The 19,878-nt window shown below is 63.9% G+C and carries 19 protein-coding genes; 18 read left to right on the top strand and 1 reads right to left on the bottom strand.

What is annotated here, in order from left to right:
- The first annotated feature begins 1 nt into the window (after window position 1).
- From X738_RS71065 to X738_RS71110, 10 genes are all read left to right on the top strand, one after another.
- On the top strand, window positions 2-325 hold the full coding sequence (locus X738_RS71065) for a YbaB/EbfC family nucleoid-associated protein (RefSeq protein WP_023802083.1): 324 nt from the start codon (window positions 2-4) through the stop codon (window positions 323-325).
- 245 nt (window positions 326-570) lie between these two features.
- Complete coding sequence (locus X738_RS71070; protein WP_023802084.1) at window positions 571-1,458, top strand: cell wall hydrolase; 888 nt, start codon at window positions 571-573, stop codon at window positions 1,456-1,458.
- A 103-nt stretch (window positions 1,459-1,561) separates the two neighbouring features.
- Entirely contained in the window at window positions 1,562-2,167 is a 606-nt protein-coding gene (gene recR / locus X738_RS71075) for a recombination mediator RecR (RefSeq protein ID WP_023802085.1), read from the top strand.
- A gap of 357 nt (window positions 2,168-2,524) precedes the next feature.
- On the top strand, window positions 2,525-3,751 hold the full coding sequence (locus X738_RS71080) for a lytic murein transglycosylase (protein ID WP_023802087.1): 1,227 nt from the start codon (window positions 2,525-2,527) through the stop codon (window positions 3,749-3,751).
- Between the two features lie 320 nt (window positions 3,752-4,071).
- A complete protein-coding gene (locus tag X738_RS71085; RefSeq protein ID WP_023802088.1) occupies window positions 4,072-5,715 on the top strand; it encodes an ABC transporter substrate-binding protein in 1,644 nt (547 codons plus the stop codon).
- Window positions 5,716-5,733: 18 nt separating this feature from the next.
- Window positions 5,734-6,801: an ABC transporter permease gene (locus X738_RS71090; RefSeq protein ID WP_023802089.1), complete on the top strand. Its 1,068-nt coding sequence runs from the start codon at window positions 5,734-5,736 to the stop codon at window positions 6,799-6,801.
- Complete coding sequence (gene nikC / locus X738_RS71095; protein WP_023802090.1) at window positions 6,798-7,718, top strand: nickel transporter permease; 921 nt, start codon at window positions 6,798-6,800, stop codon at window positions 7,716-7,718. Before X738_RS71090 ends, nikC begins: the two co-directional genes overlap by 4 nt.
- Window positions 7,715-8,548: an ABC transporter ATP-binding protein gene (locus tag X738_RS71100; protein WP_023802091.1), complete on the top strand. Its 834-nt coding sequence runs from the start codon at window positions 7,715-7,717 to the stop codon at window positions 8,546-8,548. The genes nikC and X738_RS71100 overlap by 4 nt, the downstream gene beginning before the upstream one ends.
- The gene (locus X738_RS71105) at window positions 8,545-9,294 is read left to right on the top strand and encodes an ABC transporter ATP-binding protein (RefSeq protein ID WP_023802092.1); all 750 of its coding nucleotides are present in this window, start codon (window positions 8,545-8,547) and stop codon (window positions 9,292-9,294) included. Before X738_RS71100 ends, X738_RS71105 begins: the two co-directional genes overlap by 4 nt.
- A 159-nt stretch (window positions 9,295-9,453) precedes the next feature.
- Complete coding sequence (locus X738_RS71110) at window positions 9,454-10,731, top strand: 4-aminobutyrate--2-oxoglutarate transaminase (RefSeq protein ID WP_023802093.1); 1,278 nt, start codon at window positions 9,454-9,456, stop codon at window positions 10,729-10,731.
- A gap of 69 nt (window positions 10,732-10,800) precedes the next feature.
- On the opposite strand, the gene X738_RS71115 is transcribed toward X738_RS71110, so the two are convergent.
- A complete protein-coding gene (locus tag X738_RS71115; RefSeq protein ID WP_023802094.1) occupies window positions 10,801-12,054 on the bottom strand; it encodes an NAD(P)/FAD-dependent oxidoreductase in 1,254 nt (417 codons plus the stop codon).
- A gap of 471 nt (window positions 12,055-12,525) precedes the next feature.
- Here X738_RS71115 and X738_RS71120 point away from each other — a divergent pair, with 471 nt between their 5' ends.
- The 8 genes from X738_RS71120 (at window position 12,526) to rimI (ending at window position 19,852) form a co-directional block, all read left to right on the top strand.
- Complete coding sequence (locus tag X738_RS71120) at window positions 12,526-13,818, top strand: imelysin family protein (RefSeq protein WP_051407929.1); 1,293 nt, start codon at window positions 12,526-12,528, stop codon at window positions 13,816-13,818.
- A 98-nt stretch (window positions 13,819-13,916) separates the two neighbouring features.
- Complete coding sequence (locus X738_RS71125; protein WP_023802096.1) at window positions 13,917-14,228, top strand: (2Fe-2S)-binding protein; 312 nt, start codon at window positions 13,917-13,919, stop codon at window positions 14,226-14,228.
- The gene (gene bfr, locus X738_RS71130; protein ID WP_023802097.1) at window positions 14,194-14,679 is read left to right on the top strand and encodes a bacterioferritin; all 486 of its coding nucleotides are present in this window, start codon (window positions 14,194-14,196) and stop codon (window positions 14,677-14,679) included. Before X738_RS71125 ends, bfr begins: the two co-directional genes overlap by 35 nt.
- A gap of 12 nt (window positions 14,680-14,691) precedes the next feature.
- Entirely contained in the window at window positions 14,692-16,299 is a 1,608-nt protein-coding gene (locus X738_RS71135) for a di-heme oxidoreductase family protein (protein ID WP_023802098.1), read from the top strand.
- On the top strand, window positions 16,299-17,378 hold the full coding sequence (locus tag X738_RS71140) for an imelysin family protein (RefSeq protein ID WP_023802099.1): 1,080 nt from the start codon (window positions 16,299-16,301) through the stop codon (window positions 17,376-17,378). Before X738_RS71135 ends, X738_RS71140 begins: the two co-directional genes overlap by 1 nt.
- 2 nt (window positions 17,379-17,380) lie before the next feature.
- The gene (locus X738_RS71145; protein ID WP_023802100.1) at window positions 17,381-18,487 is read left to right on the top strand and encodes a DUF1513 domain-containing protein; all 1,107 of its coding nucleotides are present in this window, start codon (window positions 17,381-17,383) and stop codon (window positions 18,485-18,487) included.
- 181 nt (window positions 18,488-18,668) lie between these two features.
- Window positions 18,669-19,358 (top strand): tRNA (adenosine(37)-N6)-threonylcarbamoyltransferase complex dimerization subunit type 1 TsaB, encoded by a 690-nt coding sequence (gene tsaB, locus X738_RS71150; RefSeq protein WP_023802101.1) that lies wholly within the window; start codon window positions 18,669-18,671, stop codon window positions 19,356-19,358.
- The gene (rimI, locus tag X738_RS71155; RefSeq protein ID WP_023802102.1) at window positions 19,358-19,852 is read left to right on the top strand and encodes a ribosomal protein S18-alanine N-acetyltransferase; all 495 of its coding nucleotides are present in this window, start codon (window positions 19,358-19,360) and stop codon (window positions 19,850-19,852) included. The genes tsaB and rimI overlap by 1 nt, the downstream gene beginning before the upstream one ends.
- Window positions 19,853-19,878 lie beyond the last annotated feature (26 nt).

Raw genomic sequence — 19,878 nt, forward strand, 5'->3', positions numbered from 1 at the left:
GATGAAAGATCTTCTCGGCCTGATGGGCAAGGCGAAAGAAATGCAGGCCAAGTTCCAGGCCATGCAGGACGAGATCGCCACGTTGGAAGCCACCGGACAGGCCGGCGGCGGCCTTGTCAGCGTGACGCTGACCGGCAAATTCGAGATGAAGTCCCTGAAAATCGACCCGTCGCTGTTCAAGGAGGACGAGGTCGAGATTCTGGAGGATCTGCTTCTCGCCGCCCACAATGACGCCAGGGCCAAGGTCGAACAGATGATGCAGGAAAAGACCCAGGCACTGACCGCAGGACTGCCGATACCGCCGGGAATGAAGCTGCCGTTCTAAGAGGCTGTATGCCGGTCGAGCGAGACCATGGCTTTGGCCCGGCCGGCCGCTGCGAAGCTGCGACACTCGAAGGCCATGCCGTCACAGGTGGCCGAAGAGCGCAGCGATCAACGCCCACCTGCCGGCCAGCTGTGTCCATTCGGCAACTCTGCTCACTTAATAACGCTTTAGCCATCTTTTTGCCCGAAAGTGTCTCATTCTTGCCGCAACCAGGGGCGGGCTGGCGACAGAATGAGGGGATATCTTTGATCGTGACCCGATGGAAGACGCCGTTGCTGCTCGGCGTCATCACCTCTCCGCTGTTTTTGGCCGCCTGCAGTCAGACCACGCACGGTCTGTCCGTGGCCAGCCTGACCGATACCGTCAGGTCCCGGCCCTACAATCACACAGCGAAGGACAAGGAGTGCCTCCAGCGCGCGATGTTCTTCGAATCCAACCGGTCGAGCCGCGACGGCATGATTGCCGTCGGCACGGTGGTGATGAACCGGCTGCGCTCCGGCAAGCACGGCAACACCATCTGCCAGGTGGTCGGCGAGCGTGGCCAGTTCGCGCCGGGCGTGATGACACGGCCGATGAATTCGAAGGCGATGCCCGATGTCGAGGAAGCCGCCGAGGCGGTGCTCAAGGGCGAGCGCAAGGCCAAGCTGAAGAACTCGATGTTCTTTCACACCGCCGGCCTGCGTTTCCCCTACAAGAACATGCACTACACCATGGTCGCCGGCGGCAACGCCTTCTACGAAAAGCGCGGCCGGAACTGGAAACCGTTGCCGGACGAGCCAACCGTCGCGGTGGCGCAGGCGACGCCGCGGCGGTCGCGCGCCGCACCGGTGACGCTCATGGCCTCTGCGGCGCCGGCCGGCAAGTTAACGGCGACCAAGGCAACCTATGTGACTGCAGTCGCATCGCAACCGGCAAAGGCTGTTCCAGGGAAGGCAACGCCGGAGAAGGTGACCTTTGTGGCGATGCAGGAGCCGGACGCCGCCCGTTTCGGCGGAACCGCCGGTGCGCAACCGGTCACGTCATTCCCGGCGGCGTCGGCCGAGCCGACGATGTCGTTTGAATCGACACCCGAGAACACCGATGCCATCGGTGCGATGATCGCCGGCCAGGGCAGGCCGCTGGAAGCCTACTGAGCTCTTGATAGTCGACGTAGGCAGCGCAAACCTCAGCGATTGTTCGCAACAGCCGCGCCGCTGCGGTGTTCCAAAACCCGTTGAAAAATCCTAAACCGATGCGATGTCGAAGCGAATCGCCGGTCCCGAGATCGAACGCCTGATCCAACTCCTGGCCAAGGTGCCGGGGCTTGGGCCCCGTTCGGCCAGGCGGGCAGCGCTTCACCTCATCAAGAAGAAGGAGCAGTTGCTGTCGCCGCTCGCCGCCGCCATGAGCGAGGCGGTCGACAAGGTGCGCATCTGCTCGACCTGCGGCAATGTCGATACGTCCGACCCCTGCATGATCTGCACCGATCCGCGCCGCGACGCCGGCACGCTCATCGTCGTCGAGGACGTGGCCGACCTGTGGGCGCTGGAGCGGGCGGCCGCCATGAATGTCCGCTATCACGTGCTCGGCGGCTCGCTGTCGCCGCTCGACGGCATCGGCCCCGAGCAGCTCAACATCCGCTCGCTGGTCGACCGCGTCGCCGGCGGCGAGGTCAAGGAGGTGATCCTTGCCGTCAACGCCACCGTCGAGGGTCAGACCACCGCGCATTATCTCACCGATCAATTGTCCGGCTTCGATATCAAGGTGACGCGGCTGGCGCATGGCGTCCCGGTCGGCGGCGAACTCGACTATCTCGACGAAGGCACGCTGGCCGCCGCGCTGCGCTCGCGGACGGCGTTTTGAGGAAGGGGGGCCTATTGAGATGATTGCATTCCGTCGCGCCCCCCTCTGTCCTGCCGGACATCTCCCCCACGAGGGGGGAGATTGGCTGTCGCGCCTGTTTTCGCCAGTCTTCAATGTTGCAAGATTGGCGACAAAATCAAAGCTGCGAATCTCCCCCCAAGTGGGGGAGATGTCCGGCAGGACAGAGGGGGGCGCGACAGAACGCGGACTTTGCAGATTGGCTGCTTTTTTTCTCGCCGCACTGACTGCATTCCTCCTCGNACTCGACTATCTCGACGAAGGCACGCTGGCCGCCGCGCTGCGCTCGCGGACGGCGTTTTGAGGAAGGGGGGCGCGACAGAACGCGGACTTTGCAGATTGGCTGCTTTTTTTCTCGCCGCACTGACTGCATTCCTCCTCGCCACCCCCGCCTCCGCCACAAAACTCGACACCCAGTTCCGTGCCTGGCTCAAAAACGACATCTGGCCCGAAGCCAACGCCAACGGCATCTCCAGAAAAACCTTCGACGCCGCCTTCGACGGCATCAAACCGAACCTCAAACTGCCCGACCTGGTAATGCCGGGCAAAAAGGCGACGACGCCGCAAAAGCAGCATCAGGCGGAGTTCGGTTCGCCCGGCGCCTATTTCGCCGAAAAGACGGTTCGCGCCGTGACCGCTGGTGGGCGCACCCGCAAGGCGGCCAATGCCAGGACCATTGCTGCGATCGAGAAGCGCTACGGCGTGCCGGGCGAGGTGCTGCTGGCGATCTGGGGCCGCGAGAGCGGCTTTGGCGCGGCGAAAATGCCTTACGACGCCTTCGAAGTGCTGGGGACCAAGGCCTTCATGGCGACCAGGAAGGATTTCTTCCGCACCGAGCTTATGGCAGCGCTCGAGACCGTCGAGCGCGGGCTGGCCCCGGTCGGCGCGATGAAATCGTCATGGGCCGGCGCACTCGGCCAGCCGCAGTTCATGCCGAGTTCGTTCCTCAAACATGCCGTCGACTTCGATGGCGACGGTCGGGTCGACATTTGGAACTCGGTGCCGGACACGCTGGCCTCGATCGCCAACTACCTCGTCCATTATGGCTGGGTGAAGGGCCGCGGCTGGGGTTTTGAGGTGACGGTGCCGGAAGCGGTCTCCTGTTCGCTCGAAGGCCCGGACCAGGGCAAGAGGATTTCCGAGTGGGCTGATCTGGGCATCAAGCGCATCGCGGCAAGACCGTTCCCGGCGCGCGAATTGAAGGCCGAAGGCTTTCTTCTGATGCCGGCCGGGCGCAGCGGTCCAGCCTTCATCGTCACGCCCAATTTCTACGTGCTGAAGCAATACAACACCAGCGATCTCTACGCCCTGTTCATCGGCCACGGCGCTGACCGCATCGCCAACGGCGACAGCAATTTTTCGGGGCGCTGGGGTGCGGTCGGCGGGCTCCACAGGTCCGACATCGCCGACTTGCAGCGGGCGCTGGAGGCCGATGGCCACGATGTCGGCAGCGCCGACGGCCTGCCCGGTTTCAAGACGCGCCGGTCGATCGGCAAATGGCAGGCGAAGAACGGTCGCGCCGCCACCTGTTTTCCCGACGCCGACCTGGTCACCGCGTTGAAATAGGGCGACTGCGGGTGTCGATTCCGGCGGCGGCGTCTGGCTGATCCTGGCCCAACAAACAGCTTTGCAAATGCTCGTTGCCGCGCCTGAAACCGCCGGATATGGTGAGGCGGAACTGGATAAAAATCACCAGGACGACCGGTTCAGGGTCACCGTTCGATTAGAGCGCCGCGCGTCCGTTGGACGCGCAAAGGACGCTCTAAGACTTTGAACTACACATCGTGCTTTCCGAAAATCGATTCCGATTTTCGGGCCGATGTGTCAAGTGAATGCCAAACCCTGAGCCGGGAACTCAGGTCAACAAAAACAGGGAACAGTCAAAAATGATGATGGAAAAGTTTGCTCTACGCTCCCGCGTCCTGCTCGCCGGCGCAGCCATGTCCGCACTGCTTCTGGCCGGTGCTCCTGCCCTTGCTGTCACGCCGGCCGACACGCTGGTCGAGGGTTTCGCCATCGACGACATCATCTCCATGGATCCGGGCGAGGCGTTCGAGCTGTCGACCGCCGAGGTCACCGGCAACACCTACGACCTGCTTGTCCGCCTCGACTTGACCGACACCTCCAAGGTCAAGGGCGATCTCGCCGAAAGCTGGACTGTCTCCGACGACGGATTGACCTACACTTTCAAGCTCAAGTCCGGGCTGAAATTTGCCTCGGGCAATCCGATCACCGCGGCTGATGTCGCCTATTCGTTCGAGCGCGCCATCAAGCTCGACAAGAGCCCGGCCTTCATCATCGGCCAGTTCGGCATCAATGGCGACAACGTCACCGAGAAGGCCAAGGCCGTCGACGATACGACGTTCCAGTTCACCGTCGACAAGGCCTATGCGCCGAGCTTCGTCCTGAACTGCCTGTCGGCAACCGTCGCCTCGGTAGTCGACAGCAAGCTGGTCAAGGAGCATGCCGCCGCGGTGACGCCCAGCGATGACTACAAATACGACAACGACTTCGGCAACGCCTGGCTGAAGACCGGCTATGCCGGCTCCGGCGCCTTCAAGCTGCGCGAATGGCGGGCCAACGAGGTCGTCGTCATGGAGCGCAATGACAATTATCACGGCGAAAAGGCCAAGCTTGCCCGCGTTATCTACCGCAACATGAAGGAAAGCTCGGGCCAGCGCCTGGCGCTGGAAGCCGGCGACATCGATGTTGCCCGCAATCTCGAGCCGAACGACCTCGACGCCATCGCCAAGAACGCCGATCTCACCACCACCAGCGCGCCGAAGGGCACGGTCTTCTACATCAGCCTCAATCAGAAGAACCCGAACCTCGCCAAGCCGGAGGTTCGCCAGGCCTTCAAATATCTCGTCGACTATGATGCCTTGAGCTCGACCATCCTCAAGGGCATCGGCGAGATCCACCAGACCTTCCTGCCAAAAGGCGTGCTTGGCGAGCTGGACGAAAATCCGTTCAAATTCGACCTCGCCAAGGCCAAGGAACTGCTCGCCAAGGCCGGCTTGGCCGACGGCTTCAGCGTCACCATGGACGTACGCAACACCCAGCCGGTGACCGGCATGGCGGAATCGTTCCAGCAGACGCTCGGCCAGGCCGGCGTCAAGCTGGAGATCATTCCCGGCGACGGCAAGCAGACGCTGACCAAATACCGCGCTCGCAATCACGACATCTATATCGGCCAGTGGGGCCAGGATTATTTCGATCCGAACTCCAACGCCCAGACCTTCGCCAGCAACCCCGACAATTCGGATGAAGGCAAGACCAAGACCTTGGCCTGGCGCAACGCCTGGGATATTCCGGAATTGACCAAGCAGACGGAAGCGGCCCTGCTCGAGAAGGATCCGGCCAAGCGCGCCGCAATGTACCAGGATCTGCAGAGGAAGATTCTCGAAACCAGTCCTTTCATCATCGTTCACCAGCAGCTGGAAGTCGCCGGCCTGCGCAAGAACCTCAAGGGTTTTGCGCTCGGCCCGAGCTTCGACACCAATTTCGTCAGCCAGATCTCCAAGGAGTGACGCTGGCGGACGCGCCGCATGAGTACTGTTGAAAGCGAAGCGACCGCAGGGCGCGGCAGCGCCCGTGCTGTCGCTGTCGCCTCGTCGATCGCCCGTTTCCTGGTCATCGCGATAACCACCTATCTCGGACTTCTCGCGGTAACCTTCTTCATCGGCCGGGTCATCCCGATCGACCCGGTGCTGGCGGTGCTCGGCGACCGGGCGCCGGCCAATGTCGTCGAGCGCACCCGCCGCGAGATGGGGCTCGACCTGCCCCTGATCGAGCAGTTCTACATCTATGTGAAGAATGCCCTGAACGGCAATTTCGGCACCTCGGTGCTGACCACCAATCCGGTGATGACCGACATCCGCCGCGCCTTTCCGGCGACGATCGAGCTGGCGACGCTGGGAACGCTGATCGGTGCTTTGCTTGGTGTGCCGCTCGGCGTGCTGGCCGCGGTCCGGCGCGGCAGCATCATCGACCAGATCGTGCGGATCATCGGCTTGGTCGGCTACTCCGTGCCGATCTTCTGGCTGGGACTGCTGGCGCTCGTGCTGTTCTACGCCAGGCTGCAATGGGTGGCTTTTCCCGGCCGCCTCGATATCGTCTACGAATACACCTTCACCCCGATCACCGGCTTTTATCTCCTGGATGCGCTGTGGCAGCGACAGTGGGATGTGTTTCGCGATGCCTTCCGCCACATCATCCTGCCGGCCTCGCTGCTTGGCTATTTCTCGCTCGCCTATATCAGCCGGATGACGCGATCGTTCATGCTGAACGAGCTTGCCCAGGAATATATCGTCGCGGCGCGCGCCAAGGGCCTGTCGGAAACACGCATCATCTGGGGCCACGCGCTGCGCAACGCCGCCGTGCCGATGGTCACCGTGATCGCGCTCTCCTATGCCGGTCTGCTCGAAGGCTCGGTGCTCACCGAGACCGTGTTTTCCTGGCCGGGTATCGGCCTCTACATCACCAATTCCCTGCAGAACGCCGACATGAACGCCGTGCTCGGCGGCACCATCATCATCGGCTCGGTGTTCATCGGCATCAATCTCCTGTCCGACCTGCTCTACCGGGTGCTCGACCCAAGGACCAAGGTACGATGAGCGCTGAAGCAATCCAGAGCCGCCGCGACTGGCTGCTCAGCGAGCGGCCGGCGTCGCGCATGCAGGCCAGGCTCGGCCGCGCCTATGTCGCGTGGCGGCGCTTTTCAGCCAACCGGCTGGCGTTTCTCGGCCTGCTCATCATCATCGCTTTGCTGGTGGTCGCCGCCTTTGCCAATGTGCTGGCGCCCTATTCGCCGACATTCGGCGACCTCAAGGGCTCGCGGCTGCTGGCGCCAAGTGCCGAGCACTGGTTCGGCACTGACGACCTTGGCCGCGACATCCTTTCGCGCGTCATCTTCGGCTCGCGATGGACGCTTTACGTCGTCATTCTCGTCGCAGTCATCGCCGCTCCTATCGGCCTGCTGGTCGGCACCGTCGCCGGTTATGCCGGCGGCTGGATCGATGCGATCCTGATGCGTATCACCGACATCTTTCTCGCCTTTCCGAAGCTGATCCTGGCGCTGGCCTTCGTCGCCGCACTCGGCCCCGGCATCGAGAATGCGGTGCTCGCTATCGCCGTCACCTCATGGCCGCCCTACGCCCGTATCGCGCGTGCCGAAACGCTCACCGTGCGCAATTCGGATTACATCAAGGCGGTGCAATTGATGGGCGCCTCGCCGTTCCGCATCGTGCTGCGCCACATCATGCCGCTCTGCATCTCCTCGCTGATCGTCAGGGTGACGCTCGACATGGCCGGCATCATCCTGACCGCCGCCGGTCTCGGCTTCCTCGGCCTCGGCGCGCAACCGCCGCTGCCGGAATGGGGCGCGATGATCGCGTCGGGCCGCCGCTTCGTGCTCGACCAATGGTGGGTGGCCGGTGCACCGGGCTTTGCCATCCTCTTCGTCAGCCTCGGCTTCAACCTGCTCGGCGACGGCCTGCGCGACGCGCTCGACCCCCGCAGTGGTGACCAATGAGCACGCTTCTCGAGGTCGACGATCTGCGCGTCACCTTCCCGACGCGCACCGGCCGGATCGAGGCGGTGCGCGGCGTCTCCTTCTCGCTCGGCCGCGAACGGCTCGGCATCGTCGGCGAGAGCGGTTCCGGCAAGTCGCAGACCGGCCGCGCCATCATGGGCGTGACCCCGCCGCAGGCCGAGGTCACGGCCAGGAAACTTGCCTTCGACGGCACCGACCTGCTCGCGGCCTCGCCCCGCGACCGCCGGGCGCTGCGCGGCAAGCGCATCGCCATGATCCTCCAGGATCCAAAATACTCGCTCGACCCGGTGATGAGCATCGGCCGCCAGATTGTCGAGACGCTGCGCACGCATGAGAAGGTCGGCAAGGCGGAGGCCCGCGACCGGGCGCTCGCCATGCTGGAGGCGGTGCAGATCCGCGATCCCGCCCGTGTCTTCGACCTGCATCCGCACGAGGTGTCGGGCGGCATGGGCCAGCGCGCCATGATCGCCATGATGCTGATTGCCGGGCCGGAGATGATGATCGCCGACGAGCCGACCTCGGCGCTCGACGTCACCGTTCAGCTCGACGTGCTCGGCATCCTCGACAGGCTGGTCAGCGAGCGCGGCATGGGCCTGATCTTCATCTCGCACGATCTGCGCCTGGTCTCGTCGTTCTGCGATCGGGTGATCGTCATGTATGCCGGCAAGGTGGTCGAGCAGCTCAAGGCGTCGGAGCTCGGCCGCGCCCAGCATCCCTATACGCGCGGCCTGCTCAACTGCATGCCCAAGATCGGCGCCGACCGCCACCCGCTGCCGGTGCTCGACCGCAAGCCGGAGTGGGCGGCATGACGGCAGCACTTTCTGTCGACAGGCTGGAGGTGGTCTTCGACCGCTTTCGCGCGCTGAAGGGTATCAGCCTCGAAGTGCAATCCGGCGAATCCTTCGGCCTGGTCGGCGAATCCGGCTCCGGCAAATCGACGCTGCTGCGGGCGATCGCCGGCCTCGCGCCGGCCGCTTCGGGCAGCATCACCGTCAACGGAAAAAAACTCGGCAAGCGCCGCGACAAGGCCTTCTATCGCGAGGTGCAGATGGTCTTCCAGGACCCCTACGGCTCGCTGCATCCGCGCCAAACCGTCGACCGACTGCTGCAGGAGCCGCTCGCCATCCACGGCTTTGCCGATGGCGAGAAACGCATCCAGCGGGCGCTCGACGAGGTCGGGCTCGGCACCGGCTTCCGCTTCCGCTATTCGCATCAATTGTCGGGTGGCCAGCGCCAGCGGGTGGCGATTGCGCGGGCGCTGATCCTCGAACCGGCGATCCTGCTGCTCGACGAGCCGACCTCGGCGCTCGACGCTTCCGTGCAGGCGGAGGTGCTCAACCTGTTGGAAGACATCCGGCGGCGGCGCAAGCTGACCTTCCTGATGGTCAGCCACGACCTCGCCATCATCACCCATATGTGCGAGCGGCTGATGGTGATGCAGAACGGCGAGGCGGTCGAGCATCTCACCGCTGATGACCTCGTCGAGCGCCGCGTCAGCAAGGATTATACGCGCAATTTGCTCAGGGCGAGCGACGGGTTTGTGCGGACTGCGTGAGTCAAATCAGCTGTCCGCGTCGCGAAGGAATGCGACCTTAGCGGCGGCAGGCCCAATGACCCGGCGACGGTGCCAACTTGAGGAAAACATGAAATAACGCCAGAACAAATCTGAACCACCACCAACCGAGAACGGGCGCCGGCCCGGTGAGGGAACATCATGAAGAACTCAGCCATCTCCGAACGCAAGAACCAGTCGATCTCGCGCGGCGTCGGCATGACCACGCAGATTTATGCCGACCGCGCCGAGAACTCGGAAATCTGGGATGTCGAGGGCCGTCGCTACATCGATTTCTCGTCCGGCATCGCCGTCGTCAACACCGGCCACCGCCATCCCAAGGTGATCGAGGCGGTCAAGGCGCAGCTCGACCGCTTCACCCATACCTGCCACCAGGTGGTGCCCTATGAGAGCTATGTCAGGCTGGCCGAACGGCTGAACGGCTTGCTGCCGGGCAAATTCGACAAGAAGACGATTTTCGTCACCACCGGTGCCGAAGCGGTGGAGAACGCCATCAAGATCGCCCGCAACGCAACCGGCCGTCCGGCGGTCATTGCCTTTGCCGGCGGCTTCCATGGCCGCACCTTCATGGGCATGGCGCTGACCGGCAAGGTTGTGCCCTACAAGGTCGGCTTCGGCGCCATGCCGGCCGATGTTTTCCACGCGCCGTTCCCGGTGGCGCTGCATGGGATCACGGTCGCCGATTCGCTGGCCGCGCTCGACCGGCTGTTCAAGGCCGATGTCGATCCGGCCCGCGTCGCCGCCATCATCGTCGAGCCGGTGCAGGGCGAGGGCGGATTTTACGAGGCGCCGCGCGACTTCATGACCGCGCTGCGCAAGATCTGCGACCAGTACGGCATGCTGTTGATCGCCGACGAGGTGCAGACCGGTTTTGCCCGCACCGGAAAGATGTTCGCCATGGATCATCACGAGGTGGCGCCCGACATCACCACCATGGCCAAGAGCCTTGCCGGCGGCTTCCCGCTGTCGGCGGTCACCGGCCGCGCCGAGATTATGGATGCGCCCAGCCCCGGCGGGCTCGGCGGCACCTATGGCGGCAGCCCGATCGGCGTTGCCGCGGCGCATGCCGTGCTCGACGTGATCGAAGAGGAAAAGCTCTGCGACCGCGCCAACACGCTGGGCAACCGGCTGAAGCAGCGGCTGCAATCGATCCGCGACGACACCCCGGAGATCGTCGATATCAGAGGCCCGGGCTTCATGAACGCTGTCGAGTTCAACGATGTGAAGAAGGGCCTGCCGTCGGCCGAGATCGCCAATGCGGTCCGGCTGAAGGCGCTCGACAAGGGCCTGATCCTGCTCACCTGCGGCGTCTACGGCAACGTCATCCGCTTCCTCGCGCCAATCACCATCCAGGACGGCGTCATGAACGAAGCGCTCGACATCCTGGAAAGCTCGATCCGCGAGGTCCGCGCCGCCTGAGCGGATCTTTCTTCCCTTGTTGTGGGAGATCAGCGCAGAAAACCGCCGTTCGCCGGCATCAACACATCCTTATTCGGCGGCGCGGACGGGCTCTACCTGCTGGAAAGCGGCGAGCGCCGCCTTCAATCCGTCCGGTCCCGTCGCAACCGTCTGCGGCGTCGGCGAAAAGCCGGCGCCGAGCATCTTGCGGCCAAGCATGTGGTCGCCAGGCCGGTTGACCGATTCGATGCCGAGCAGACGATTCCCAGCATAGTGGTAGATGGAGAACCGGTTCTCGTTGACGTCGCCCAGCACGACATGGCTGTCGCCGCCCGAAATCAGGCCGACCATCTGCAGCTTGATGTCACCGATATCGGACCAGAACCACGGCACCGCCGCAAAGGCGTCCGCATGGCCGACAACGGTGCGTGCTGCAAGACGCGCCTGGTCGGTCGCATTCTGCAGCGATTCCAGCCGCACATCGCCGCCGGTGAGCCAGTGCCGGTAGGAGGCGGCATCGCCGATGGCGAGGATTTCGGGCACCGACGTGCGCATCTGCTGGTCGACGCGGATGCCGTTGGCGATAGTGATGCCGGCGGCTTGCGCCAGTTCGACATTCGGCACGACGCCGATGCCGATGATGACCATCTGCGCCGGCAGCCGCTCGCCGGATGCGGTGATTGCCGCCGAGACATGGCCGTTCTCGGCTTCGAGCCGTGCAATCGTGGTGCCGCTGAGAATGCGCACGCCGGTCGCTTCCAGCCGCTGCCGCACATGGCGCGCGATGATCGGCGCCACCGCCCGGCCGAGCAGCCGGTCGACCGCCTCGACCACGATGACCTTGCGGCCGGCCGCTGTGAGCGTCGCGGCGATCTCCAGCCCGATGAAGCCGCCGCCGAGGATGACGACATCCTCGCTCTGCGCGCTCAATTCGCGGATCAGGCGCGCGTCGGCGAGTGAGCGCAGCGACACCACGCCCGAAAAATCCGAACCCGGCAGCGACAGCATGCGCGGCCGCGAACCGGTCGCCAGGATCAGCCGGTCGAACGGCAGTGTGCCGCCATCCGATAGCTCCAGCCTGCGGCCGCCAGCATCGATGCGATCGATGCGGACGCCCGGCCGGTAGTCGATCGCGCTGCCGGTATAAAAAGCCTCGCCGCGCAGCGGCTGCGGTCTGGCCTCCTGATCCTTGATGAAGGTCTTCGACAGCGGCGGCTTGTGGTAGGGCAGTTCGTCCTCATCGCTGATGAGGATCACGGGTTCGTCGTAGCCGTCCTCGCGCAGGCTGGCGGCCGCTTGCACGCCCGCATGACCCGCACCGACAATGACCACACCGTTTTTCATCGCAGCCCCAATTCCTCATCTCTCCTAGGCGTTATCCAAGTCTAGGACGTCTCGCCAAGTGGCGATTGTCTGACGCCGCCGCAAGACCACCCTTGCGGGTCGCACCCGGAATGGCGGCCTGTCAATCGTTCGTTCGACGGCGGCGCGGCAAATACGGCTAAAGTTGATACTTGCAGTTTAGAATAATTCTAAACTGTTGTTTCAATTGGCTTTTCGGTCTGAAATTGGTTGACTTCCGGCACCTTCATCGCTTTATGGAAGCGTGCGCGTCAAGCGCATCCCTTTGATGTCTGGGCCTTGAACCCTTTCGATTGGAGGCATTTCGATGTCTTTCTTCCGCAAACCGCGCTATGCCGCGGCCTGTATCTCGCTCAATGGCATGGACCTGCCTTGGCGCCGATTGCCTGCCGACGCGCCTTTGGCGCCGGCATTTTCACTGAATTCCCGAGGGAGATGACAATCATGAGAGCGATGATCACGGCGCGATATGGCAGCAGGCTTGCAGCGATCGGCGCCACGGTGGCCTTGACGGCGGCGATATTCGTGCTGCCGGCCAAGGCGGAAACCGATGCCAAGGCGGTCATCAAGACCTATTCCGATATTGCGCTCGCCAAATATGAGGATTCGCTGACCGCGGCGCAGGCGCTCGGCAAGGCCGTCGACGCGCTGCTCGCCAAGCCTTCGGTGGAAACGCTCACCGCCGCCCGCGAGGCCTGGAAAGCGTCGCGCGTTCCCTATCAGCAGACCGAAGTCTATCGCTTCGGCAACGCCAGCGTCGACGACTGGGAAGGCAAGGTGAACGCCTGGCCGCTGGACGAGGGCCTGATCGATTATGTCGCCGAGAACTACGGCACCGAGTCGGACGCGAATGCGCTCTACACCGCCAATGTGATCGCCAACAAGTCGATCGAGATCGACGGCAAGAAGATCGACGCCACCAATCTTACTCCCGAGTTCCTCTCCGGCACGCTGCAGGAAGCCGGCGGCATCGAGGCCAATGTGGCGACTGGTTATCACGCCATCGAATTCCTGCTGTGGGGCCAGGACCTGCACGGCACCGGCCCGGGCGCCGGCGAACGGCCCTATACCGACTACGACCTCGCCAACTGCACCGGCGGCAATTGCGATCGTCGCGCGCAGTACCTGAAGTCGGCGAGCGAGCTTCTGGTTTCCGATCTGCAGGACATGGTCAACGACTGGAAGGAAAGCGGCGCCGCGCGCAAGAACCTTGTCGATGGCGAGCCGAAGGCCGGCGTCTCGGCCATCCTCACCGGCATGGGCTCGCTGTCCTACGGCGAACTCGCCGGCGAGCGCATGAAGCTCGGCCTGCTGCTGCACGACCCGGAAGAGGAGCATGACTGCTTCTCCGACAACACCTACGATTCCCATCTCTACGATGCCGTCGGCATTCACGCCGCCTATAAGGGCAACTACACCCGCCTCGACGGCACCGTCGTCGAAGGACCGTCGGTATCCGACATGGTCAAGGAGGCCGATCCGGCGGTCGACAAGGAACTGTCGGACAAGCTTGATGTCACCGTCGCCAAGATGGAAGCCATCAAGGCGCGAGCGCTTGGCGGCGAGGCCTATGACCAGCAGATCGGCGAAGGCAATACGCAAGGCAACGCCACCGTGCAGGCGGCGATCGACGCGCTGGTCGACCAGACCAAGTCGATCGAACGCGCCGTCGGCACCCTGAAACTCAATGCCATAGCCTTCGAGGGCTCGGACAGCCTCGATGCGCCGGACAAGGTGTTTCAGTAAGGCGTCGATGCCCGGAGCCCGAACCGAAAGTCCAGGCTCCACTAAGAAAATAAGCCACATGGCGCCGAGCACGCGCCGTCAGCCACACAGAGCAAATAATGCTGATCTGCCATTGCAACATCATCACCGAGAAGGAGATTGAGCAGACGATCGTCGGGCTGCTGGATCAGGATCCCTGGCAGCTTATCGTGCCGGCGAAGATCTATCATGCCATGCAGAAGCGTGGTCGCTGTTGCGGCTGCTTCCCAAATGTGGTCGAAACGATCATTCGGGTAACCGAAAATTACCACGCCCGCTCGGAGGCGAGCGGCGTGGACGTCGTTTCACACCTGGATCGCGTCAGAGGCCTGCGCGTCCAATACGGGAGCAGAACCCATGAAAGGCGAACAACAGATCATAGAGCGGCTTAACGAAGCTCTGTTTCTGGAACTTGGAGCAGTCAATCAGTACTGGGTGCATTTCCGGCTGCTGGAGGACTGGGGATACGCCAAGCTGGCAAAGAAGGAACGCGCGGAATCGATCGAGGAGATGCACCATGCCGACCGGCTCGTGGCCCGCATCATCTTCCTTGAAGGCCATCCGAACCTGCAGTCGGTAGCGCCGCTGCGCATCGGCCAGAATGTCAAGGAAGTGCTCGAATCGGATCTTGCCGGCGAGTATGACGCGCGCACTGCCTACAAACGGTCGCGCGAGATTTGTGACGAAGCAGGTGACTATGTGACGATGAAGCTGTTCGAGGATTTGTTGTCCGACGAGGAAGGTCACATCGACTTCCTCGAGACGCAACTCGACCTGCTCGCCTCGATCGGCGAGGAAAAATACGGCCAGCTCAACGCCGCATCGGCCGACGAGGCGGATTAGGGACATGCGGGAATGCGGCGCCGCTTAGACTACTTGCGCCGCTTGCGGCGGGCCGAGGATTGCGGCCTGCCGTCCCAGCACAACCCGCGATACGGCTGGCTTCGCCGGCTTTCGCCTGCCGTAGTGGTCGCGCTGACCGCCTCGGCGCTGGCCGGCGCGCCCGAACCGGCGGGTCTCGCCACCAGCCGTGCCGATCTGACGCCGAAGGATCTGGCGCGCGTCATTGCCATCGCCAGGCCGACCAGGGATTTCTCCAAGCCCGAGCAGTTCGAGCCGATGCAGGGCGGCGCCGGCACGTCGCGGAAAGGCGCCAACAAGGACGCTTTCTCGCAATCTTCCGCCAATATCACTTTCGAGGAACAAGGCACCTTCAAGCTCGGCAATGCTCTTTTCCGCAAGAACTGGGTGTCGTCGCCCTCGTCGACGCAGGCATCGGACGGGCTTGGTCCGCTGTTCAACGAGCGGGCGTGCCAGAATTGCCATCTGAAGGACGGTCGCGGTCATCCGCCGCAAGCCGACAGCGGCACCACCTCGATGTTCCTGCGGCTGGCGCGGCAGGCGAGCACCGAGGAGGAGAAAGCAGCGCTCGCCGCCGGCAAGGTGCTCAACTTCCCTGATCCGGTCTACGGCTCGCAATTGCAGGAACTGGCCGTTCCGGGCCTTCGCGGCGAAGGCAGGATGCGTGTCGTCTATCAAGAGCAAAAAGTCACCCTGCCGGACGGCACCGTGGTTTGGCTGCGCAAGCCGAGCTATTCGGTCGATGATCTTGCCAACGGGCCGCTCGATCAGCACACCACGCTTTCGCCGCGCTTGACGCCGCCGATGATCGGCCTCGGCCTGGTCGAGCAAATCGCGCCGGCCGACATTCTCGCCAGTGCCGATCCGGACGATCGCAACAGTGACGGCATCTCCGGCAAGCCCAACATCGTGCGCGACAGCCACAGCGGCGAGCCGACGCTCGGCCGCTTTGGCTGGAAGGCGCAGACCCCTTCGATCCGCCAGCAAGCGGCGGACGCATTTGCCGGCGACATCGGCATTTCGACGCCGGAAGTGCCGAACCACTGGGGCGATTGCACCGCGGCCGAAAAGAACTGCCTTGCCATGGCCAACGGCGTCCAGAAGCGCCTCGGCCCGGTCGAGGCGCCGCCGCCGGTCATGGACCTGGTCACCTTCTATTCGCAAAACCTCGCCGTGCCGGCGCGGCGCGATCTCGACAAGCCCGATGTGCTGGCCGGCAAGAAGCTGTTCTACGACATGGGCTGCATTTCCTGCCATACGCCGAAATTCGTCACCCGCCGCGGCACGCCCAACAAGGCACAGGCCTTCCAGCTGATCTGGCCCTATTCCGATTTTCTGCTGCACGACTTGGGGCCGGGCCTCGCCGACGGGCAAGCGGTGGGCGATGCCAGCGGGAGCGAATGGCGCACGCCGCCGCTGTGGGGCATCGGTCTTACCCAGACCGTCAACGGCAACAACTTCTTCCTGCACGACGGGCGGGCGCGCACGCTGACCGAGGCGATCCTGTGGCATGGCGGCGAGGGGCAGAAGGCGCGCGACCGCTTTGCCGCCGCCGCCGCGCCCGATCGCGCCGCATTGGTCAAATTCCTGGAGTCGTTGTGATGTCGAAGCGTCTGGCGTTTGTCCTGGTTCTCCCGCTGGTCCTCGCCGGCGCATTGCCGGCGTCCGCAGCGGTGAAGGCTTCCGACGTGATCCAGCGAGCGATCGACGGCTTTGTCCGCCCGGCCTATGCACGCCTGCAAGACCATGCCGACAGCCTGAGCAAGGCAGTGCGCACGCTGTGCGACGCGCCTTCGCAGGACCATCTCGATGCGGCGCGCGCCGAATTCTCCGGCACCGTGGATGCCTGGTCGGTCGTCGAGATCATCCGCATCGGACCGATCACGCAGAACAACCGGCTGGAACGCATGCTGTTTTGGCCGGACCGCAAGAGCATCGGCCTGAGGCAGGTGCAGGCGGCGTTGGCCAGTAAAGACCGGACCGCCGCCGATCCGGCCCACCTGGCGACAAAGAGCGTCGCCATGCAAGGGCTCGGCGCGCTGGAATTCGTGCTTTACGGCGATGGCGCCGAGCGGCTCGCCGGCAAGGACGATCCCTATCGCTGCGCTTACGGCGCGGCCGTCGCCGGCAACATCGAAACGATTGTCGCCGAGGTCAGCGACGCCTGGAACAAGCCCGACGGCTTTGCAGCACTTTGGGCCAATCCGGGGCCGCAAAACGCACTCTACCGCGACGGCACGGAAGCGGTGACCGAATTGGTCGGCGTCTTCATCAACGAACTGGAGATGGTCCGTGACGTGCGCCTGAAAGGTTTTCTGGGCAGTAGCCCGCAGGCCGACAAGCCGAAACAGGCGATCTACTGGCGTTCACAAAACACCGCGCGTTCGCTGACCGGAAATCTTTCGGGCATGGACGCTCTGTTCCAGGCTTCGCAGCTTGGCGACGCGCTGTCGCCCGATGCGCGCTGGATGGCGGAATCGATCCACATCCAGCTCGTCAACGGCGCCGCCGACGCCACCGCCATCAGAGGCCCGATCGACAAGGCGCTTGCCGATCCGGCGCTGCGCCAGAAGCTCGACCACTTCTCGCTTGTGACATCCAGCCTGTCGACCCTCATCGGCACCAGGCTAACCGCCGAATTCGGCCTGACCGCCGGGTTCTCGTCGCTCGACGGAGACTGATTCTGAAAACGTCGCTGATCGACCGCCGCGACTTCCTGAGGGCTGCCGGGGCAGGCTTTGTTGCCGCGATGTCGCCGTCGGCATGGGCGAAGACGCTTGCCGCCGACGCCGTCTTCGCCACCGCTTTCGTCAAGCGCGACGGCAGCTATGGCGCGGCGATCATGTCCGAGGCCGGCAAGGTGCTGCATGCCATCGACCTGCCCGCCCGCGGTCACGACGTCACCTTCGATCCGCTGTCGAAACGCTCGGTGGTCTTTGCCAGGCAGCCCGGCACTTTCGCGGTTGTGTTCGACCATACCGGCCGCGACGAGCCGCTGACCATTGCCAGCATCAGTGGCCGGCATTTCTTCGGCCACGGCGTGTTTTCGACCGACGGTGCGCTGCTCTACGCCACCGAGAACGATTTCGACAATGCCGCCGGCGTGGTCGGCGTCTATGACACGCGTGCGAAATTCAAGCGCGTTGGCGAGTTCCCGACCTATGGCATGGGTCCGCACGAGCTGCTGCTGCTCGGCGATGGCAGGACGATTGCCGTCGCCAATGGCGGCATCGAGACGCATCCCGATTATGGCCGCGCCGAGCTCAACATCGCGACGATGAAGCCATCTTATGTGCTGGTCGACCGCCTTACCGGCGACCTTGTCGAAAAGCACGAATTGCCGCCGGCGCTGCACCAGCTTTCGATCCGGCATATGGATACCGACAAATCCGGCGCGGTCTGGTTCGGCTGCCAGTACAGGGGGCCGGGCGGCGATCGTCCGTTGCTGGTCGGCCGCGCCGCGCGCGGCAAGGCTCTGCAACTGCTCGACATGCCGCAGGACGTGCTGTCCGGCTTCAGGAATTACATCGGCTCGGTCGCCGCCAACCCTGCTGCCGGTACCGTCGCGGTGTCCTCGCCGGAAGGCAACTCGCTTGCCATCATCGATGCGGCCAGCGGCCGGATCGTCGCCACCAGCGCACTGGCCGAGGTCTGCGGCGTGGCGCCCGACGGGGCGAGCTTCATGGCGACGACCGGCACGGGGCAGATAGCCCAAGCCGGCGGCGCGACACGGTCCGAGCCGGACTATGTCTGGGACAATCACATGCTGCGCATCGACCAGGCCGCATAGTGCGGCACTGGTTCATTGACGGTTGTGGTCGCCGAGAGTTACCTCTTTTTGGGCGAGGTCGAAGCGAAGCCGCCAAACGATTTATGCATTATCCCCTTGCAGGGACGAGCCATGGCAGGCACAGGGAAATTGTCTTTCGAACCCCCTGTGCCCCAAGCGGGCGCTGCCAACCGGCCGTCTCATGAAGTTGCTTGCCATCGATTGTGCCGCCAATCTCTGCGCCGCCTGTGTCTACGACGCGGCGGCCGGGAAGGAACTCGGCCGCTCGGTGCTCGATCTCGGCAAGGGCCATGCCGAACATCTGATGGCTGTGATCGAAGAGGCGTTGACGACCGGCGGCACCGACTATGCCGGTCTTGGCGCCATCGCTGTCTCCACCGGCCCGGGCTCCTTCACCGGCCTGCGCGTCGGCGTCTCGGCGGCGCGGGGCCTGGCGCTGGCGCTGAAAATCCCGGCAATCGGGGTGACGACGCTGGAAGCGCTGGCGGCGCAGGCGAAAGAGACATTTCCCGGCCGCGCCGTGCTGGCCGCGCTCGACGCCGGCCGCGAGGAGATCCATGCAGCGCTTTACGACGAAGCATCCGTTTTGATTTATGGTCCCGCGGTGGCCACGCTTTCGCAAGCCGCCGCCATGGCGGTTGACGGGTTTCCGGTTCTGGCCGGCACCGCGGCCACGCAAATTGCTGCATCGGCCGGGCGCGCCTTCGACGTCGGCCCGACAAGCGCCACTACGGATATCGCAATCTATGCCCGGCTGGCCGCTACCAAGAGTGAAGGCGAAAAGCCGAAACCGCTTTATCTGCGCGGAGCTGACGCCAAGCCGCAGGCCGGGTTTATCCTGTCCAGGAAGAAAGCCGGGAAGAAAAACTGATGCGCATTCCTTTCCTCCAGCCGCGCCGCAGGGACTTTGCGCTCGAGCCGCTGACGGTCGCCGACAGTGCGGCCCTGTCGGTGCTGCATCGCGAGGATTTCGTTCGGCCGTGGAGTGATGACGAATTCGCCGCGCTGATCGAGCAGGACACGGTGTTCGGCTATGCCGCGCGCGAGACCGGCCAGGGTGCCAAGCCGCCGGTCGGTTTCGTGCTGGCGCGCCTGGCGGCCGGCGAAGGCGAGGTCCTGACTGTCGCGGTGGCGCGCTCCCATCGCCGCCAGGGCCTTGGCTGGCAACTGATGGATGCGGTGCTGCGCGAACTGCATGCGCAACGCGCCGAGGCGCTTTTCCTCGAGGTCGACGAGACCAACGTCGCCGCGATCGCGCTCTATCGGCGACTGGGATTCCGCGAGGTCGGCAAACGTGCCAACTACTACAGATCGCCCGAGCACGGCCCGACCGGAGCGCTTGTCATGCGCCGCGATCTTCGCTAGCGCATCGGCCCGCAAATCGGAACCGA

It is taken from the genome of Mesorhizobium sp. L48C026A00, assembly GCF_000502375.1.
In the GTDB taxonomy this organism is placed as follows: Bacteria; Pseudomonadota; Alphaproteobacteria; order Rhizobiales; family Rhizobiaceae; genus Mesorhizobium; species Mesorhizobium muleiense.